A 17,456-nucleotide genomic window follows, 5' to 3' on the forward strand; every position below is an offset into this window, starting at 1 on the left:
CGAGGACGACTTTTTGCGCGGGCGGACAAGTCGCTGACCGAGTGGGTAGACTGCAGTCTCTCCGCTCCACCGCGTTCTGTGGAAGACCAGTCGTTTGTCCTCCGCATGCTGGCAACGAGGAATTGCCACTCCCTCCCCAGCCGATTTCTGCTCGCGGGCCAACGGCCCGCTCGCATGGTTCGCGGAACCTTCGGTTCCGCGCTAACGCTCATTCGCTTCGCTCACTCGCTCATCCACTGTCAGAACAAGTTCTGACACGCCTTCGTTCACTCCGTTCACGAAGACCTCGCGCAGCGTCGTCGATCGGTCTTTCGTCTTCGCTCACGGGTCACTTCGTTCCCGTTCGCATCGAGGAGCTCCCTCCAGTCGCCCCTCGTCTCGCTCGGACCGATCGACAGTGCGCGCCACCGCGTGTCGGTGGAGTGATCGCTTCGGCCTCGATATCGACCGCTTAAGTACTCCCTCGGCGATGATCCGGTATGCGCGTCGCGATTCTCGCCCACGAGAAGTTTCCCGACCGAGCCAAGACCGCCCTCGGCGTCCTCCGGTACGCCGACTACGAAGCCGCGGCCGTCCTCGACCGCGAGTCGGCCGGCCGCCGCGTGAACGACTTCGTCCCTGACGTCCAGGACGCACCGATCGTCGACGGAATGGCCGACCTCGCGGCCGACGACGTCGACGCCCTGCTGATCGGCATCTCCCCCATCGGCGGGGCGTTCGACGAGAGTTGGCGAGACGACGTTCGGACGGCCCTCGAGTACGGCTGCGACGTCGTCTCGGGACTGCACTACTTCCTCGCCGAGGACGAGGAGTTCGCCCGCCTCGCGGCCGAGAACGACTGCGAACTGCGGGACGTCCGCAAGCCGCCCGAAGACCTGTCCGTCGCCGAAGGCGTCGCCGGCGAGGTCGACGCCGAGATCGTCCTCACCGTCGGCACCGACTGTTCGGTCGGCAAGATGACGACGACGATGGAACTCGCGCGGGCGGCAGAAGAAGCCGGCCACGACGCGGCCGTGATCCCGACCGGCCAGACGGGGATCATGATCGAGGGCTGGGGGAACCCGATCGACCGCGTCGTCAGCGACTTCACCGCGGGCGCGGTCGAGGAGATGATCGTCGAGAAGGGCGACGACCACGACTACCTCTTCGTCGAGGGCCAGGGCTGTATCGTCCACCCGGCGTACTCGGCGGTCACCTGCGGGATCCTCCACGGGTCGATGCCCGACAAGCTCGTCCTCTGTCACAACGCCGGCCAGGGGACAATCCACGGCTACGAATCGTTCGCGCTCCCCGACCCCGCGACCTACGTAGATCTCTACGAGTCGCTGTCAGCCCCAGTTTCGGGCGGCGAAATCGTCGCCGGCGCGCTGAACACCAGCGACCTCGAGACCGACCCCGACGCGCGCGAGGCCGTCGAGGAGTACGCGAGCGAGATCGACGCGCCCGCGACCGACGTGATTCGCTTCGGGGCCGAGGACGTCCTCGAGGCCATCGTCGAGTGATCGTCGATGGCACTCGAGACCAGTTTCGAACGCCGCGCGCTGCCCCTCGAGTACCCGTTCGGAATCGCCCGCGGGACGACGACCGAGCGGGACGTCGTGACGGTCCGAATCGAAGACGACGACGCCGTCGGCGTCGGCGGCGCCGCGCCCGCATCTCACTACGGCGAGACCGTCGAGACGGTGACGGCCGTCCTGCCGGACCTGCTCGCGGTCGTCGAGGAAACGAGTGATCCCCACCGACTCGAGCGCATCGAACGCGAGATGCGCGAGACCGTCCGGCGGAATCCGGCCGCCCGCTGTGCGGTTAGCATCGCGCTCCACGACCTCGCCGCCAAGCGGTTCGACGTCCCGCTCTACCGCTACTGGGGGCTCGATCCGACGGAGACGCTCGAGACCTCATACACTATCGGGCTCGACGACACGGAGACCATGCGCGAGAAGACCGAGACCGCTCTCGAGCGCGGTTACGGAACGCTGAAGGTCAAACTCGGGACGGACCGGGACCTCGAGATCGTCGAGGCGATTCGGTCGGTCGCGCCCGACGTCCGCCTGTTCGTCGACGCCAACGAGGCCTGGGCGCCGAAGGAGGCCGTCAGCAAGATCGAGCGACTGGCGGCGCACGACCTCGCGTTCGTCGAACAGCCCGTTCCCGCCGAGAATCCCGAGGGATTGCGATACGTCTCCGAGCGCTCGCCGCTCCCGATCGCCGCCGACGAGTCCTGTGTGACGCTCGCGGACATTCCACAGATTGCAGACCGCTGTGACATCGCGAACCTGAAACTGATGAAGTGCGGCGGCCTGCTCGAGGCGAAACGGATGATCCACGCCGCCCGCGCCCACGGTCTCGAAGTCATGCTGGGCTGTATGACCGAGTCGAACGCTTCGATCGCGGCCGCTTGCCACCTCGCGCCGCTGCTCGACTACGCCGACCTGGACGGCTCGCTGCTGCTCGCCGACGACCCCTACGACGGCGTCCCGATGCCCGGCGGTCGGATCGATCTGGCGGGCCTCGAGCGGCCGGGGACGGGCGCGGTTCGCGAGTAGTCGTCCGGTCGGTTGATCGATCACGCGCGCCGACTGTCACGCCGGTCGGCAACGGGGGTTTACAACGGTCGTCGGTGGAGAACTGCTGGTATGTACGACGGTGACGATAACGTGACCGTCTCTCGGCGAACGCTCTTGCGAGCGTCGGCGGGGACGGCCGCGTTTTCGACGATCGGTGTCGGGTCGGCGGGAGCGAGCGGGAGCGACGCCGCGGGAACGCCGTGGTTCGACGACCGCTGTCCCGACGCGACCCTCGAGCCGAACATGGGCCACTGCGTCGAGGACGGGATGGAGGGCTGTGCGGACGACCACCCGACGACGGTCGAACTCCGATCGGAGGTGCAAGCGGTCCTCGAAGAGCACTACCCCGACGTCGGCGCGCTCGTCGATGCGGGATACCAACCGTACTTCGACGCGCTCGAGCGGGAGGACGCCAGCTACTCCCACTGGATCAACCCGGAGTACGTCGGCGACGACGCGGTGCTCGACCCCGAGCGACCCGAGTCGGTGCTGGTCGACGACGAGTCCTGGCGATCGATCGGCGTGATGTTCGTCGCGACGCGGAACGGCGAGGAGATCGATCCGCCGGCGGTCTACGGCGGCGAAGCGAGCGACGCCGAGCCGGCGGACGACGCCCCCATCGGCGCCACCGCGGACCCGGAGACGCCCTGTTCCCCCTGGCACTACCACTCCGGGCTCCCCGGCCGGTTCGCGTGGTGGTACTACAAGCAGGCCTACGAACACGACTTCGCCGACGGGGATATCGACCTCCCCTGTCGGACGCCCTGCATGCTCCACGTCTGGGCGATCGACCACCCCGAAAGCGTCTACGCCCACGACGCGCCGCCGGCGGAGTTCCGGGAACAGGAGCCGGCCGCCGAAGCCGGCTTCGAGACCGACGCCGAGCCCGGGGCCGACGAACTCGGCTGGGACGTGCTGCCCGACGACCTGCAACCGGAACAGCGGCCCGAGGATCTCGCGGCGCTGGTCCCTGGGTTATAGTATCGCGTTGGCGCGTCTCCGTCGTCACTGACGGGACGGATCTCACGACGCGCTCGCGGCCAGCCGCCGAAACGGGCGCCCGACTCGCCGCGGGAGCCACCCCAGAAGCCGGACGACGGGAGTCAGTTGTCCCCATCGGTGTGAAATCGCGCGATATCGGTCGCCGACCCGTTCGACGTGGCCCTTGTAGGCCAAGTACTCGAGCGTGCTCTCGACGCGCGATTCGGTGAGATCGACCTCGGTAGCGAGCGCCGCGACCGTTCGAGGACCGGAAGCGTCTCGGAGCGCCTGAGACACCACGTTCGCCGTCTGAACGCGGAGCATCGTCTCGCCGGCGTCGTCCTCGAGGTCGGACACGTACTCGTGGCGCGTTCGAGCCGGCCCGTATCGAACGGTCACCGCGCCGTCGAGGACGAACCAGAGGCCGGCGAGCACCACGAGCGCACCGAGCGACGCGCTCGAGAGGAACGCCAGACAGCCGCCTGCGGCGGCGAGTCCGGTTCCGTAGATGAGCCAGTTCGTCCCGGCTGGGAGGTCGTAGATGTCGTCCGCGACCTCGTGGACCGTCGAGGACGCGAAGATGACGAATACCGGGGCGATCTCTCCGAGCGTCATTCCGCTGAGTCTGAGTACGGCGATCAAGGCGGCGGTACCGACGATCGATCGGAGGGGCTCGCTCTCGCGGAGCGACGCGAGCCGGCGGAACATGGACGTTTCAACTGACGGTTCGCTTCCATATATCTGTTACGTGTCCGAAAGTTCAACGGTCGCGTCGTTCCTCAGAAAGGCGAGCGCTCGGTTCGGACTCACTCGGCGCGGTCGGTCAGCCAGCCCCACGACTCGAGCGCGCCGACGATTCGATCGACCGCGTCACCGACGTTCGTCTCGTCGGTATCGATCTCGAGGGCGTCCTCGGGTGCGTCGAACTCTCGGTAAACTACCTGGACGCCCTGTTCCCCGATCGGGTTTGCGCGCGTCCGATTGCGCTCGAGGCAGGTCTCGAGGCCCGCGGTAACGGTGACGAAGCGGATCTCCTCGCGGAAGCCGAGCGTCCGGAACTGCGTCTGCCACTCGCGCTCGTAGAAGGTGCCGTCGACGATCGTGAGCGCCTCGCGGAGATCGTCGCGGACTCGCTCGAACAACTGCTCGTAGGTGCGACTCGAGAAGTCGTCGGAGTGGTGGAGTCGAACGGCGACGGGTTCGTCGCGGGCCTCGAGTCGCTGCCGAAGGGCCTCGGCGATAGTGGTCTTGCCCGCTCCCGGCGGCCCGCAAACGACGAGGATCACCTCTCGATCACGGTCGGCGGTACGGGCCGCTCACCTAACAGTCGTCGGATTCGTATCCGCGACCGTCGGCAGCGACGGGGACGTCCGGGGTTAGAGCGTCTCGGCGGTCCGAGCCTGTTCGGTCCGTCGCTCGGCCTGCTCGAGTCTGTTTCGCGCCGCCTTCGAGAGCGGTTCCGGAAGCTCGTCGCTCGCTTCCGAGAGTCGCGTCTCGACCCGCTGGAGGCGCTCGGCGACGGTCTCGAGCCGCCTGTCGGCGGTCTCTCGCTCGCCGGCCCGGGCCTCGTCGGCGGCCCTTCGCGCGGCGTCGACGACTGCCTCGAGGGCGCGCTCGAGGCCGGTAACGGCGTTCTCCGAACCGCGATCGTCGTCGCCGGTAGCGGTGTCGTCATCGTCGTTCGCGTCGGAATCGCCGTCGCGATGCGTCGAGACCCCCTCTCGCGTTTCCTCGGCGATATCCGCCACGAACGTCGAGAGGGACGCCGTGCCGGTCTCGGGGCGTTCGATGCGGATCGCCGACGCCGCGCCGGGGGACGGGTTGATTCGGTAGGCGCCGATAGCGTCGTCGCCGTCTCGAACCTCGGTCGTGTAGGCGCCGCCGGTGTGAACGTAGACCGCGTCGCCGCCGTCCACCGCCGACTCGTACAGCCGCCCGGCGAAGTCGTCCTCGACGGCCACTGCGGAGAGGTCCGCCTCTCCCGTTCCGTCCCCGACCTCGAGTTTCGTCGCCCGATTGCGGGCGACGAGCGGAATCTCACCGTCGACGCCGGCCGCCGTCGTTCCGTCGTCCGAAACGGTGACGCGTTCGCTGTGCGGCGCGCGGCCGGCGCCGTTGACCGTCAGCCGATGGTCGCCGGCCGGGACGTCCCGGAGAACGGCGACGCCGCCGAACGTCGGAACCGCTTCCGGATCGCTCTCGAGGAGCGCGACCGACTCGACGGTCGTCTCCGTCGTCGTCAGTCCCTCGTCCTCCGGTGCGTCGTCGGCCGTGACCGCCTCCGTGACGCGGCTCACGACGGTGTTGATCGGCGCCGGTTCGCCGATGGCCTCGTAGCGGTCGGCCAGCGCCGCCCGATGATTCGGAGCGGTGATGTCCGCCGCCGGGTTCTCGTAACGGGGCTGGTCCCACGGCGTTTCCGTCGCCGTGATGTGACCGGCGACGGCGTCCTCGACCGCATCGGGAACGTCGAACTCGAAGCTCAACTGGGGCCCGGTGAACGCCGCGATGTGTTCGATCTCGCCGGTCGGTACGAGCTCGTACTCGATGTCGGCGTCGCCCTCCCGCTCGCGGTGTCGGAAGACGAGTCCCGTCTCGCGGGTCGGCAGATCCGTCGGCGGCGACGTCAGCGCGTCGTACGACCGGATCGTCAGGTCGCTGTCGATCAGCGACTCGCGAGTGACCGACGGCAAGCGCTCGTGATCGTAGAGCGGACCGCCCTCGTACTCCGGAACGACGTAGGGGAGCCGCGAGCCCTCGTCCCGCGGCAGTCCGTACGCGATCGGGAGTTCGACGTCCGCGAGGTCCGCGACGCCGTCGATCGTCGCGTTCGTGACGTCCGCCAGCAGGTCCTCGAGGGCGACCCGCTGGAACCGATCGGGGACGTCGTTGACCGAGAGCGCGCTCGAGTGCGAACCGAGTTCCGAGAGGATGCGCGGAACCGTCTCCGGCTCGGGGTCGAGGAACTCGTTGTTCGGCGCCTTCCGGGAGTGCGAACTGGCGACGTACAGTTGCGGCTCGTCGGTCTCGGTGTCGACGAAGACGTGCAGCACTTCCCAGTCGTGCCAGTGGAAGTTCGTCGTGAACTGGTCGAACGCCGAGTAGAACCAGAACTGGACCGCGGCCAGCGGCGACGCCTCGTACTCGACCGCGCGGTAGAACACCGTCGGATCCGGTGGATTGCCCGCGCTGTACCGCTCGTGATAGCCGTCGAGGGCGTCGAACCCGTCGACGACGGGTTCCCCGTCGCGCTCGCTGGCGTACCGTCGCGGATCCGTCGGAAACCACGGCTCGTGGACGTCGAAGTACAGCGTCGGGGCGAATTCCCTCGCCAACTCTTTGGCCGTTTCGTCGTCCAACCGGCTGGTCTGCCCGTCGCGCTCTCTCGTGAGCGCCGAACAGCCGGCCACAGCGACTCCGCTCGCACCGGCGAGCGCGCCGAGGACGGTCCGGCGATCGACACCGGTAGCGGTCTCGTCGGTCACGGCCCATCACGTCTCGTTCGAGAGAACGACGCGGACACAGATGCGACTGCTGCCAAGGTCATCATAGCGCTGGATGTCTGCAGTCGGTGCATAAGCCTTCTGCACTCTGCGCCGACCGGGACGATCGATACCGGGATTCCGATGACCGGGTCGAGCGTGAACCCGCCGAACGAGTTGTCCGTGTGGTTTCCGCTTCCCCCATCGATTTACCGGTCACGGACGATCGGTCACGTATGGGCTACGACACTGCCAGCAAGACGGATCCGGAGTCAGTCATCGACGAGGAGTGGGGCGGCATGTGGTTCCTCAAGGACGAACTCGACAGCGACCACGTCGGCATCTCCGTCCTCGAACTCGAGCCCGACGGGAAGGGGATGGAACACGACGAGGCCGACCGCGGCCAGGAGGAAATCTACTACGTGGTCAGCGGCACCGTCGAGGTCGAGCTGACCGATCGCGACGAGACGGTCACCCTCGAGGAGGACGACGCGATCCGGCTCGATCCTGAGGAGACCCGCCAGATCTTCAACCGCAGCGACGAGCGCGTGAAGCTGGTTCTGGTCGGCGCGCCGCTGTAGCCGGTCCGCCGTCTCGCGAGCAGGTACCGTCGATCTGCGTCGATCCGCGTCAGATGACGTCGTCTGGGTCGTGAACCTCGGCCATCCGCTCGGCTTCGGCGGCGTACTGTTCTCGCAGATCGGGATCGTCGACGGTGCCGAGATTGCCGTCATCGACGTCGACGGCCGCCGTCGTGTCTCGAACGTCCGTAAACGAGGTGAGCGCGCGCTCCTTGCGGAAGTAGCGCTCGCCGTCGAGCGTCGCGTAGGTGAGGATGATCAGGTTCTGTTCGTCGTCGGAGTAGGTCCGTTCGACCAGCCAGACGCGAACGGTGTCATCGCTACCGGTGCCGGCGTCAGTGTCCGTCTGAGCCATATCGACGGTTAGGGCCTCGAGCGAGAAGTAGTTCGGGGCGGTCGGCTCGCGCTCGGCTGGTCCCTCTCCGCGACTCACTCCCACTCGATATCTTCGCCGCGACTCGAGTCCCGCAGGATGAAGGGCCCGATCGCCAGCGTTCGTTTCGCCATTGTCGCGATCCGCAGGATGAAGGCGACCAACAGCAGGAACGGGGTAACGGCGACGGTCGCCGCCGCCGCGACGATCCAAACGAGGACGTCGACGCCGAGATAGGTCCCGACTACGGCATCCGCGTCGAAGAACAGCAACATCCCCATCGTGACGACTAGCGCGGGAACGGCGACATACATCATCGCCCGCGAGAGGTTGATCAGCTCCCACTGGAAGTACAGCGTCTTGAAGTGCTCGCGCGCGAGGCCGAACAGCTTCAGCGACTCGAGGAGGTCGTCGTAGGCCTCGTTGGCCTCGTCGGTGAAGGAGTCGGCGTGGGAGTTCTTGATCCGGCGGGCCCGGAATATCTTCCAGGAGTAGTTGTAGTCCAGTGCGGCCTTGACGACCTCGTAGGTGCCGAAATCTGCCTCCTCGAGATCCTCGCGGATCGAGTCGGCGTGGGTCGTGACGTTGTCGACGAAGTCGTCGACGCGCTCTTTGAGCTCCTCGTCTTGGCTCTCCGAGACGGCCTCGCGAAAGTCGGTCGCCCGGTCCTCGGAGGCCGCGATGATCGCCTGGACGAACGACGCCGGCTCCGGCGGGCTGATCGGCGCGTCGATGGACTCCTCGATGTCGGTCCGGAACTCGAGGGCGCCGTCGAGCCGTTCGCGCTGGTCTTCGACGGCGCCGAGTTCCTGTGAGAGCACCAGCGAGTTGATCGTGACCACGAGCGTGACGCCGGTGATCAGTGCGGTCGTCAGGGCCTGAAAGAGCGTCTCGACCGGATCCGCGGATCCCATGAGCGCCCTGAGCGAGACGGGGCTAACGCGGGCGACGGCGAGCAGCCCGATGAAGACGAACAGCATGAGCCCCGCGGTGACCACCCACCGGTTCGCGTTCAGCAGGAGCCAGTGTTTCGCGGTCGGTGACGCGCTGCGCTCGGCCATCGTGTCGCTGGGCTGGGAGCCATCGGAACTCATCGCTCGAACGCGAGAGTACTACGATGGGCCGGAAATAGCTACGGCAGGATTGCAGTCGACGCGTCAGCCCAGGTCTTCGTCTCGCTCGGACTCGCGGAGGATGAACGGCCCCATCGCGAGCGTCCGCTTCGCGACGGTAGCGATCCGCAGGATGTAGACGATGAAGACGATGAACGGCGCGATGCCGATCACGAAGCCCGCGCTAGTCAGCCAGACGAGGTTGTCGATCCCGAGGAACGTCCCCGGGAGGGTACTGCCGTCGACGTACATCATCAGCAGGGCCATCGCCGTGAGCGCCGGGACCGAGACGTACAGCAGCGCCCGCGAGAGGTTGATCAGCTCCCACTGGAAGTACAGCGTCTTGAAATGCTCTCTGGCCGGCCCGAAGAACTTCAGGATCTCGATCATCTCGTCGAGTTCGTCGTCCGCATCCTCCGATAAGTCGTCGCCGTGATCGGCGCGGATCTTTCGCGCGTCGTAGATCTTCCGGGAGTAGTTGAAGTTCAGCGCGTTCCAGATCACGTCGAAGGTCCCGAACTGGGCGTCCTCGAGATCGCTCTTGACGACCTGTGCGTTTTCGGTCACGTCGTCGACGTAATCGGAGACCTTCCCCTGAATCTCGTCGCCGTGGTCGTCCGCCACCGTCTCCTCGAGGTCGTTCGCTTCCTCCTCGACGCCGTCGACGAGCTCGTAGAGGAAGGCGGCGGGTTCGGGCGGCGTCACGTCTTCACCCTCGAGCGAGTCCTCGATATCCTGGCGGAAGTCCATCGCGTCTTGCATCCGATCGCGCTGTTCGCCGACCGCGCCGAGCTCCTGGGAGAGCACCAGCTGGTTGATCGTGACGACGATCGACGTGCCGGTGATGATCGCGCCGATGAAGGCCGAGAAGATCCAGAAGGTCCCGTTGTGCTGCTCGACGATCATCCGATGGGGCGCGAGCCCGAGGAGGCTCGCCCCGACCAGCACGACGAATACGATCGCCAGCACGGCCGCCGTGAAGAGCCAGCGGTTCAGCCGGAGCAACACCCACAATCGCGGGCCGCCGACGCCGGCCCGTTGTCCCAACACGCCGCTCGAGTCCGAATCGCTCATTGACTGTGACGAAGGGACGACGCCGGCGGGTAAAATAGTCATCCGGGCGAAAGCAACCCCGTCGGCTGCGGAGCCGCCGTTGACGGCCAAAGGCTTGTAGGCGGGGCCATGGTACGACCGGTCCCATGAGCGAGTCCGGCGAGAGCGCGAGCGAGGAGACGTCGAACACGATGGTCGACCGCGTTCGCGGCGGCCGACCGATGCTGTGGTTTCTGGTCGAGGGGAATCGCGTTCTCGTCGCCGGCGTGATGCTCGCCGTTTCCTACGCGCTCCTCGTCGTTCTCGGCACGTTCGGTCCCGGCTCCATCGCGAAGCTGTTCGATCCCGCGCCGATCGCCTCGACGTTCACCCCGACTATCATCGGGATCATCATGGGCGTCACGCTCGTGTTGACGTTCAACCAGTTCGTCCTCGCCGAGGAACTCGGGCCCGTCGCCGATCAGCGCGAGCGGATGGCCGGTGCGATGGAGTTTCGCCGCGATACCGAAGACGCCGTCGACCGGAACACCAGCCCGCCGGAGCCCTCCGCCTTCCTCCGCGGGCTCGTCGAAGCGACCGGCGATCGAGCCGCGGAACTCATCGACGCGCTCGAGTCCGATCCCGACCTCGACGAGGCGGTTCGCGAGGACGTCCGCGAGTACGCCGAGGGGATCGCCGACGACGCCGAGCGGGTCGCCGACAAACTCGAGGGCAAACAGTTCGGGCGATTCGAGGTCGTCAAGGCCGCCCTGGAGTACAACTACTCCTGGAAGATCTACACCGGCAACCGGGTTCGGAACCGCCACGAGGAGGCGCTTCCCGATGCCGTCGACGAGCAACTCGAAGAGTTGCTCGAGGTGCTCGGCTTCTTCGGACCCGCCCGTGAACACTTCAAGACGCTGTACTTTCGGTGGGAGATCATCACCCTCTCGCGGTCGCTGGCCTACCTCGCCCTACCAGCGCTGGCGGTTTCGGCGTACATGATCCTCGTCTTCGAGGTGGGTGACGTGGCCGGGGTGATCGTGGGGTTCGATCAGGGACTGTTGTTCGTCGGCCTCGCCTTCGCCGTCGGCGTGATGCCCTTCGCGATCTTTCTGTCGTACATCCTCCGGGTCGTCACCGTCGCGAAGTGGACGCTCGCGATCGGCCCGTTCATCCTCCGGGAGACCGATCGGGGCGAGGACGTCGGGTGGGAGTGATCACCGCTCCTCGCCGTAGGATACGTCGAACGGCCCTTCCTTCGGATCCTTCTGGGGGACCATCGGACCGACAGAGGCGCTACGGCGCGTGACGGTCGCGGTCCGGAGAATGTAGGACACGAGGAGGGCGAGCGGTGTGAGGCCCACGACGATCAGCCCGATGGTGACGGACGGGAGCACGGCGGCGCTGACGCTCGGGCCGGTGAAGTCGGCGTAGAGGAGGCCGATCAGGATCGCGGACAGGATCGACGGCACGCCGCAGTAGATCGTTAGCTGGGAGAACCGGGTGAGTTCCCGCTGCAGGTAGGTCGTCTTGAACTGCTCGCGGGCCACGCCGAACAGCTTCAGGGAGTCGATCAGCTCGTCGAGACGCTCCGACGCCGTCGGCGACAGTTCGTCGCCGTACTCGCCGCGCAGGTGTGTGGCCACGTGTAGGTGCCACGCCTCGTCGTAGTTGATCGCCGCGGAGATGGCCGTGAACGAGCCGAACTCGCCCTCTTCGAGAACCTCGTCGACGCGTCCGGTCCGCTCCTGGACCGCGTTCGTGTACCGCGTGATCGGCTCGCGGATCTCGTCGTCGCTATTTTCGACCGCGTTCGCGAGGTCGGCGGCGTCGTGACGGATCGATTCGGTCAGCAACTCGAGGACCCGCGTCGGCGTGGCCGGACTCGCCGGAACCATCGCGGTCGTCGCGACGTCCCGCCGAAAGTCGATGATGCCCTCGAGTCGATCCCGTGCTTTGCCGGCCGCGCTGAACTCCTGGGAGAGGATGAGCTGGTTGACCGAGACGACCAGCGTTACCAGCGAGAACGTTCCGGCGATCATACCGCTGGCGACGCGCGTGACGGAGTTGGGGTTCGTAAACGCGATGATTCTGAGCCAGCGGAGAACGACCAGTAGCGCGAGGACGACGCCCGACAGGAGCACCGCGACCGCCACGCGGTCCCCCTCGACGACGAACCACTCTCGGAACCCGGACAGTACGCCCGATTTCGATCCGACATCTGCTCCGAACGACTCGAGCGAATCGTCCGTCTCGGAGGGACTCATGGCGCCACGTTCCACGGACCCGACAATAAGGACCTGCGTTGCACACCGCCACGCCGCACTCGGACCGCGGCGGCCGCGACGCGGGTCCGAGCGCAGGTATCCGACCGTGATTAGTGGTGACAATTCGCTCGGACGCGTCCCCCCCTGCCTCGAGAACTGCCCCTTCAGGGCCTACACTGAAATGCGTCGGCGGTGTCGGTCCGATACATGCTCGGTGACGGAACCCACTCGTGGAGGGGGGCGCGAGGACGATGACCCGGCGGGAGTCGACGAGCCGACGCCGGCTTCTCGCCGCGGTCGGCGCCGGCGTCTCGGCCGCGGTCGCCGGCTGTACCGGCAGCGGGGGCCTCGGCGGCGAACCCTCCTACGAGGACGGCAACGGCGTCGAGGTAAACGCCAGCAACGTCTCGAGTCGGAACGCCACGGAGATGTCCGCGGCGGCGGCGCTCGCTAACCAGCAACCGTCGCAGTCCGTGACGCCGCTGGATCCGCTCTCGCTGACCGACCACCAGTTCGTCGTCGAGGACGGGTACGTCGGTTCGACCGTCCAGGGAACCGTCGAGAACACGGGCGACGATCGGATCCAGATCGTCGAAGTGCGAACCCGGATCTACAACGACGCCGGCAACGTGATCGGTCGGTATCTGGCCACGACGGGCGACCTCGAGGGCGGCGAGATCTGGGAGTTTCAGGTGGTCGTCCTCGAGGCGCCGTCGGACGTCGCTGACTACGATATCACGGTGTTGGGAACGCCGTCCTAACGGCTCTTCGGCCGCCGACCGACGCACCGGCTCCCCTCAGTCGGTGGACTCGAGGAGTTCGTCGGCGACGCCCTCCTCGACGATTTCGGGGGCGACGTCGAGCGCGTACGCGGGGCGTCCCTTCCCGGTCGGCGACGTCCCTTCGGTTTCGATCTCCTCGACGAACCCCTCGTCCTCGAGTCGGTAGAGCGATCGCATCACGTCCGCTTCGGTGAGCGTCCCGATGACGCCCACGTTGACGCCCTCGAGTTGCGTCCTGCAGACGCGTCGCAGCACGTGGGTCTGGGCCGGCGTCTCGCCGCGTCGCTGCAGTTCGGCGACGCCGAGTAAGACGACTTGGTTGGTCAGCGAAATCTCGTCGAACGCGTCCGTATCTGTCTCCGTATCCGTGGCCATACTCGGCGTTCAACGTCGACTGTGGTAGTCGTTACCCCACTGCCCACTGCGAGAAAACGATCGCGCGGGATTCGACAGGGACCGGTCGCCGCTCGCTTCGCTATCGGGGCGCTTTCGACGGCGAACTCAGGCGTTCTCCTCGTCCTGAAGCTCCGCGAGCTCGGCCTCGACTTCGCTGTCGTCGACCTCCGCCTCCATGTCCTCGATGTCCTCCTCGACGGCCTCGCTCTCGACGTCGCCGGCCGGTTCGGCCTCGGTCTCGCTGCTTCCATCTCCCATCTCGGATTTCAGCGTCTCGAGTTCGGCCTCGACGCCGCTGTCGGTCTCCAGTTGCTCGAGTTCACGATCGATGTTGTCCTTGTCCGAGAGGACGTCGTCGAACGCGCCGGACTCGTGGAGTTCGTCCATCGCGGCGGCTCGGGCCTCCATGTCTTCGGTCTGTTCCTCGGCGCGCTCGATCGCTCGACCGACGTCCTCGAACTCCTCGCCGGTGGCCGTTATCGCTTCGGACACCGTCGAACTCGCCTTCGCGGCCTCGTGGCGGGCCTTCATCGTCTCCTTCTTGGTACGGAACTCCTCGATGCGGCTCTGGAGCTCGTTCTTCTGGTCGATCAGCTTGTCCTGCTGGCTCTGTAAGTTCGAGATCTGGCGCTCGAGATCCTCGATCTGGTTCATCTTCGTCTTCTTCTTCTCGAGTGCGCGCCGCGCCAGATCCTCCCGGCCCTGCTGGACCGCGGTCCGGGCCTGATCGTTGTGTTTGTCGACGTTCTCCTCGAGGCGCCGCTTCTGCATCTCGAGGCGCTTTTTCTGCGTGGTCAGATCCGCGATGCCCCGTTTGACGTCCTGGAGCTGGTCGCGCATCTGCTCGTAGGAGTAGTCGAGCGTCTCCGTCGGATCCTCGGCGCGGTTGAGCACCGAGTTGAGCTTCGACCGGATGACGTAGGAGGTCCGAGAGAGGATGCCCATAGTCGTACGTATCGCTCGTTGCCCTTAAAAACATCACATCGTCAACAGTCTGCGATGAACGCGGCCGCCACCGGGGCGATCGCTCGACGCCGGTTACCGACCGCCTAATCGCTCGAGCGACCCGAAGTTGGCGCGAGGATCGCGGGCCTCGAGGCGTTACGAATCGACGGTGACCGAGCGGACCGCGAACGCGTCGTCGACGACAGCCGTCACCGTGCCGTTCCCCTCGTCGCCGTCGACCTCGAGCGCGATCCGCGTCGGCGCTTGGGACTCGACTCGCACCGTCGGAGCCGGCAACTCCCAGTCGTAGCGTTCGATATCGAGACCGACGTCGGCGAGCGCGCCCGCGACGCGGGCATCGGTCAGCAACACCATCATCGGCCGGACGCCCACGAGGAACGTGCAGTCATCGCAGGTGATTTCGACCCAGTGATCGCGCCCGCGGTCTGCGATTTCGGCGCCGCCAGCGTCGCCGTTGCCGTCGCCACTGTCGTTGTCGCCTTCGAGGGCCTCGAGACGGAGGGCGACGGTCGTCGCCCCCGCACAGAACGGACACTGACCGGCGCGGGCCAGTCCGACGTCGCGTCTGGCGCGACGGGCGACCGTGCGGGCGATCGCGTCCGCGTCCCGCTCCTCGAGGCCGTTCTTCGGGAACGGATAGGTGAACCCGTCCCACTCCTCGCACGCCGGGCAGTCGACGGTCGCGAACCCGCGCTCGTAGCGCAGGACCGGCGCCGCCTCACAGCGGGGACACGCCGACTCGATTCCGCTCGACTCGAACTCGCGGCGTTCGGTCGGCCGGTGAGCGAGCACGGTCCTGTAAAGCGCGGTCACGCTCGCCGTCGGCACGTAGCCGTCCTCGACCTCGCGGACGTAGACGCCCCGAAGCTTGTCGAGGTGGTAGTTGAACTGCCCGCTGTCGCGCATCCCGACCGCGTCCATCAGCTCGGCGTAGGACTTCGGCTCCGTGTAGACGGCCTCCCAGTTCTCGAGCAGCGCCAGCAGGATCTCGAGGCGAATCTCGTGGTTCAGCAGGGAGAACGCCTCGCGGACCCCGTTCCCGTCCCCGGTCCCGTTCTCGTTTCCCTCGTCCGTCCTCATGAGCGACCGTTTTCCGGACGACGCATTGACGGTTCCGGAAGCGCGATCGGTCGTGCGATGTGTCAGCCGCACTTGTGAAATACACTTCACAAAGCGATTACATCACTGCGAGGTCGATATCGAACTGATGACCGACGTGACCACTCGGGAGTCGACGACGCTCGCCGGACGGCTGCGGCAGCGTCTGCGAGCGTTCGAACCGCTGTATCTCGGGCTATTGGTCCTGCTGGCGATTCCGGGTTACGTCTTCGAATCGCTCGCCGCTCTCCAGGTCTTCGAGGTCTTCTTCCTCGCGTTCCTCTGGCCGTTCGTCGCCCCGCTGGTCGACGCGGTGTTGCAACGCGGGACCGACGCGGACGAGGACGAGGCCGTCGAGCCGACCGACTGGATTCACGTGGGTACTTGGCGCGAGTACGCCGCGTGGCTGCTCATGTTGCCGGTGACGTTTCTCAACCCGCTCGTGCTGGCCCAGGACGCGATGCAGTTCGTCGGCGGCGCCGTCGCCGTCGCGCGCCACCGCGGCTCCGTTCCCGACGCCGAGAGCCACGAGCAACGGGTCTCCTACCGGCTCCCGTTCGACGGCGCGTGGACCGTCGCGAACGGCAGCCACGAGAAGGATTACTCCCACTCGTGGTTCCCGCTCAACCAGCGTTACGCCTACGATTTCGTGATCACCGACGGGGACGGGCGGACCCGCCCCGACGACGCCGCCGCGACCGTCGACGACTACTACTGCTACGACGAACCGGTTCTGGCGCCCGCCGACGGCGTCGTCGTCGACGTCTCCGACAGCGACTTCGAGTCCGCCCGCGCCGGCGGACTCTCACATCCCCTCAAGCGCGATATTCGGGGTAACTACGTCGTCGTCCAGCACGCGCCCGACGAGTACAGCTGCCTCGCTCACCTCGTCCCCGGCAGCGTGACGGTCGAGCCCGGCGACCGCGTGGCTCGTGGACAGGAGATCGGCCGCTGTGGCCACTCCGGCAACTCCTCGGAACCGCACCTCCACTTCCAGGTCCAGGACCACCCCGACTTCGAGATCGCGGCGAGCCTCCCCGTCGCCTTCGACGACGTCGCCCTCGAGTGGCCCGGTGCCGAGGCGCCGATCGCCGATCCGCTGCTCGCCGAGCGCGACGCGAGCGATGTGTGCGATGAAGACGACCCCGACGGACCCGCCACCGACGCCCCGATCGACGTCGCTGACGTGGCCGGTCTCGAGGACGGAACCTACCGCGCTCGCGCTCACGCTCACGTCTCCGCCGGCCAGCGCGTCGCACACGTCGGAGACGACGACGGTCGCGAGCGGGGCGCTGCTCGCGACGTTACGCCCGCGGTCGCCGACGCGGAAATCGGCCGGCCCTCGACCGGCCGCCGCGCCGGAACCGCCGCGCTTCAGGGGGTCGGCTTCGGCGCGTGCGTCGGCGGCGTCGCCGCGTTCGTCTGGCCGATTTTCCTCGCGCCGTCCACCGTCGCCGTCCTGCTCGGCGCCGCAGCGGTCGTCGCCGCGATCTCTCGGATCGGTGCCGCCATCCTGCGTGGAGTCGACGGCGAACGTCACCTCGGTTCGATCGGAACCGTCGTCGGTGTCGGCGTCGCCGCCGCCGTCGTCATCTGGTACGCTCGAGCCCAGCCGACTCTCGGGATCGGCGCACAGACCCTCGGGCTGGTACTCCTCTTGCTCGGGTTCGTCGGTTACGCGGTCGTCGGCGAGTACGACAGGCGCCGGTTGGGCGACGCGTTCCGCGATTCCGCCGGTCTCCGTCCCTCGTGACGCCCTCGATCGACTCTCCCGTGCTCCTCGAGCCGCCGTGCTACCCGAACGCCTCGAGGCGGA

17 protein-coding genes are annotated in these 17,456 nt (G+C 66.9%); 7 read left to right on the forward strand and 10 right to left on the reverse strand.

The window, feature by feature from the left end:
* Window positions 1-479: 479 nt before the first annotated feature.
* From C477_RS18010 to C477_RS18020, 3 genes are all read left to right on the forward strand, one after another.
* Entirely contained in the window at window positions 480-1,502 is a 1,023-nt protein-coding gene (locus C477_RS18010) for a DUF1611 domain-containing protein (protein ID WP_008895967.1), read from the forward strand.
* 6 nt (window positions 1,503-1,508) lie between these two features.
* Window positions 1,509-2,546, forward strand: a complete 1,038-nt coding sequence (locus tag C477_RS18015) for a dipeptide epimerase (RefSeq protein WP_008895968.1) — start codon at window positions 1,509-1,511, stop codon at window positions 2,544-2,546.
* Window positions 2,547-2,636: 90 nt separating this feature from the next.
* On the forward strand, window positions 2,637-3,548 hold the full coding sequence (locus C477_RS18020) for a hypothetical protein (protein ID WP_008895969.1): 912 nt from the start codon (window positions 2,637-2,639) through the stop codon (window positions 3,546-3,548).
* Between the two features lie 42 nt (window positions 3,549-3,590).
* Here the strand turns inward: C477_RS18020 and C477_RS18025 are convergent, their stop codons facing one another.
* From C477_RS18025 to C477_RS18035, 3 genes are all read right to left on the reverse strand, one after another.
* A complete protein-coding gene (locus C477_RS18025) occupies window positions 3,591-4,256 on the reverse strand; it encodes a hypothetical protein (protein WP_008895970.1) in 666 nt (221 codons plus the stop codon).
* A gap of 98 nt (window positions 4,257-4,354) precedes the next feature.
* Window positions 4,355-4,834 carry an ATP-binding protein gene (locus C477_RS18030; RefSeq protein ID WP_008895971.1) on the reverse strand — a complete coding sequence of 160 codons (480 nt, stop codon included), beginning with the start codon at window positions 4,832-4,834 and terminating at the stop codon, window positions 4,355-4,357.
* A gap of 90 nt (window positions 4,835-4,924) precedes the next feature.
* Complete coding sequence (locus C477_RS18035) at window positions 4,925-7,033, reverse strand: hypothetical protein (protein ID WP_008895972.1); 2,109 nt, start codon at window positions 7,031-7,033, stop codon at window positions 4,925-4,927.
* Between the two features lie 233 nt (window positions 7,034-7,266).
* Here C477_RS18035 and C477_RS18040 point away from each other — a divergent pair, with 233 nt between their 5' ends.
* Window positions 7,267-7,611 (forward strand): cupin domain-containing protein, encoded by a 345-nt coding sequence (locus tag C477_RS18040; RefSeq protein WP_008895973.1) that lies wholly within the window; start codon window positions 7,267-7,269, stop codon window positions 7,609-7,611.
* A gap of 49 nt (window positions 7,612-7,660) precedes the next feature.
* On the opposite strand, the gene C477_RS18045 is transcribed toward C477_RS18040, so the two are convergent.
* The 3 genes from C477_RS18045 to C477_RS18055 all read right to left on the reverse strand — a co-directional run bounded on the left by C477_RS18045 (window position 7,661) and on the right by C477_RS18055 (window position 10,170).
* Complete coding sequence (locus C477_RS18045; protein WP_049914663.1) at window positions 7,661-7,966, reverse strand: hypothetical protein; 306 nt, start codon at window positions 7,964-7,966, stop codon at window positions 7,661-7,663.
* Window positions 7,967-8,040: 74 nt separating this feature from the next.
* On the reverse strand, window positions 8,041-9,078 hold the full coding sequence (locus C477_RS18050; RefSeq protein ID WP_008895975.1) for a hypothetical protein: 1,038 nt from the start codon (window positions 9,076-9,078) through the stop codon (window positions 8,041-8,043).
* 63 nt (window positions 9,079-9,141) lie between these two features.
* Complete coding sequence (locus C477_RS18055) at window positions 9,142-10,170, reverse strand: hypothetical protein (protein ID WP_008895976.1); 1,029 nt, start codon at window positions 10,168-10,170, stop codon at window positions 9,142-9,144.
* Between the two features lie 125 nt (window positions 10,171-10,295).
* Between C477_RS18055 and C477_RS18060 the strand changes: the two genes are divergently transcribed.
* Complete coding sequence (locus C477_RS18060) at window positions 10,296-11,348, forward strand: hypothetical protein (RefSeq protein ID WP_008895977.1); 1,053 nt, start codon at window positions 10,296-10,298, stop codon at window positions 11,346-11,348.
* Here C477_RS18060 and C477_RS18065 read toward each other — a convergent pair whose 3' ends face one another.
* Complete coding sequence (locus tag C477_RS18065; RefSeq protein ID WP_008895978.1) at window positions 11,349-12,398, reverse strand: hypothetical protein; 1,050 nt, start codon at window positions 12,396-12,398, stop codon at window positions 11,349-11,351.
* Window positions 12,399-12,649: 251 nt separating this feature from the next.
* Here C477_RS18065 and C477_RS18070 point away from each other — a divergent pair, with 251 nt between their 5' ends.
* Window positions 12,650-13,159, forward strand: coding sequence for an FxLYD domain-containing protein (locus C477_RS18070; protein ID WP_049914664.1), 510 nt, complete (start codon window positions 12,650-12,652; stop codon window positions 13,157-13,159).
* Between the two features lie 36 nt (window positions 13,160-13,195).
* Here the strand turns inward: C477_RS18070 and C477_RS18075 are convergent, their stop codons facing one another.
* The 3 genes from C477_RS18075 to C477_RS18085 all read right to left on the reverse strand — a co-directional run bounded on the left by C477_RS18075 (window position 13,196) and on the right by C477_RS18085 (window position 15,622).
* On the reverse strand, window positions 13,196-13,555 hold the full coding sequence (locus tag C477_RS18075; RefSeq protein WP_008895980.1) for a hypothetical protein: 360 nt from the start codon (window positions 13,553-13,555) through the stop codon (window positions 13,196-13,198).
* A 126-nt stretch (window positions 13,556-13,681) separates the two neighbouring features.
* Window positions 13,682-14,521: a PspA/IM30 family protein gene (locus C477_RS18080; RefSeq protein WP_008895981.1), complete on the reverse strand. Its 840-nt coding sequence runs from the start codon at window positions 14,519-14,521 to the stop codon at window positions 13,682-13,684.
* Between the two features lie 156 nt (window positions 14,522-14,677).
* On the reverse strand, window positions 14,678-15,622 hold the full coding sequence (locus C477_RS18085; RefSeq protein ID WP_008895982.1) for a winged helix-turn-helix domain-containing protein: 945 nt from the start codon (window positions 15,620-15,622) through the stop codon (window positions 14,678-14,680).
* A gap of 127 nt (window positions 15,623-15,749) precedes the next feature.
* Here C477_RS18085 and C477_RS18090 point away from each other — a divergent pair, with 127 nt between their 5' ends.
* Window positions 15,750-17,393 carry a M23 family metallopeptidase gene (locus C477_RS18090; RefSeq protein ID WP_008895983.1) on the forward strand — a complete coding sequence of 548 codons (1,644 nt, stop codon included), beginning with the start codon at window positions 15,750-15,752 and terminating at the stop codon, window positions 17,391-17,393.
* The last annotated feature ends 63 nt before the right edge of the window (window positions 17,394-17,456 follow it).

The sequence above is a fragment of the Haloterrigena salina JCM 13891 genome (assembly GCF_000337495.1).
Lineage (GTDB): Archaea > Halobacteriota > Halobacteria > Halobacteriales > Natrialbaceae > Haloterrigena > Haloterrigena salina.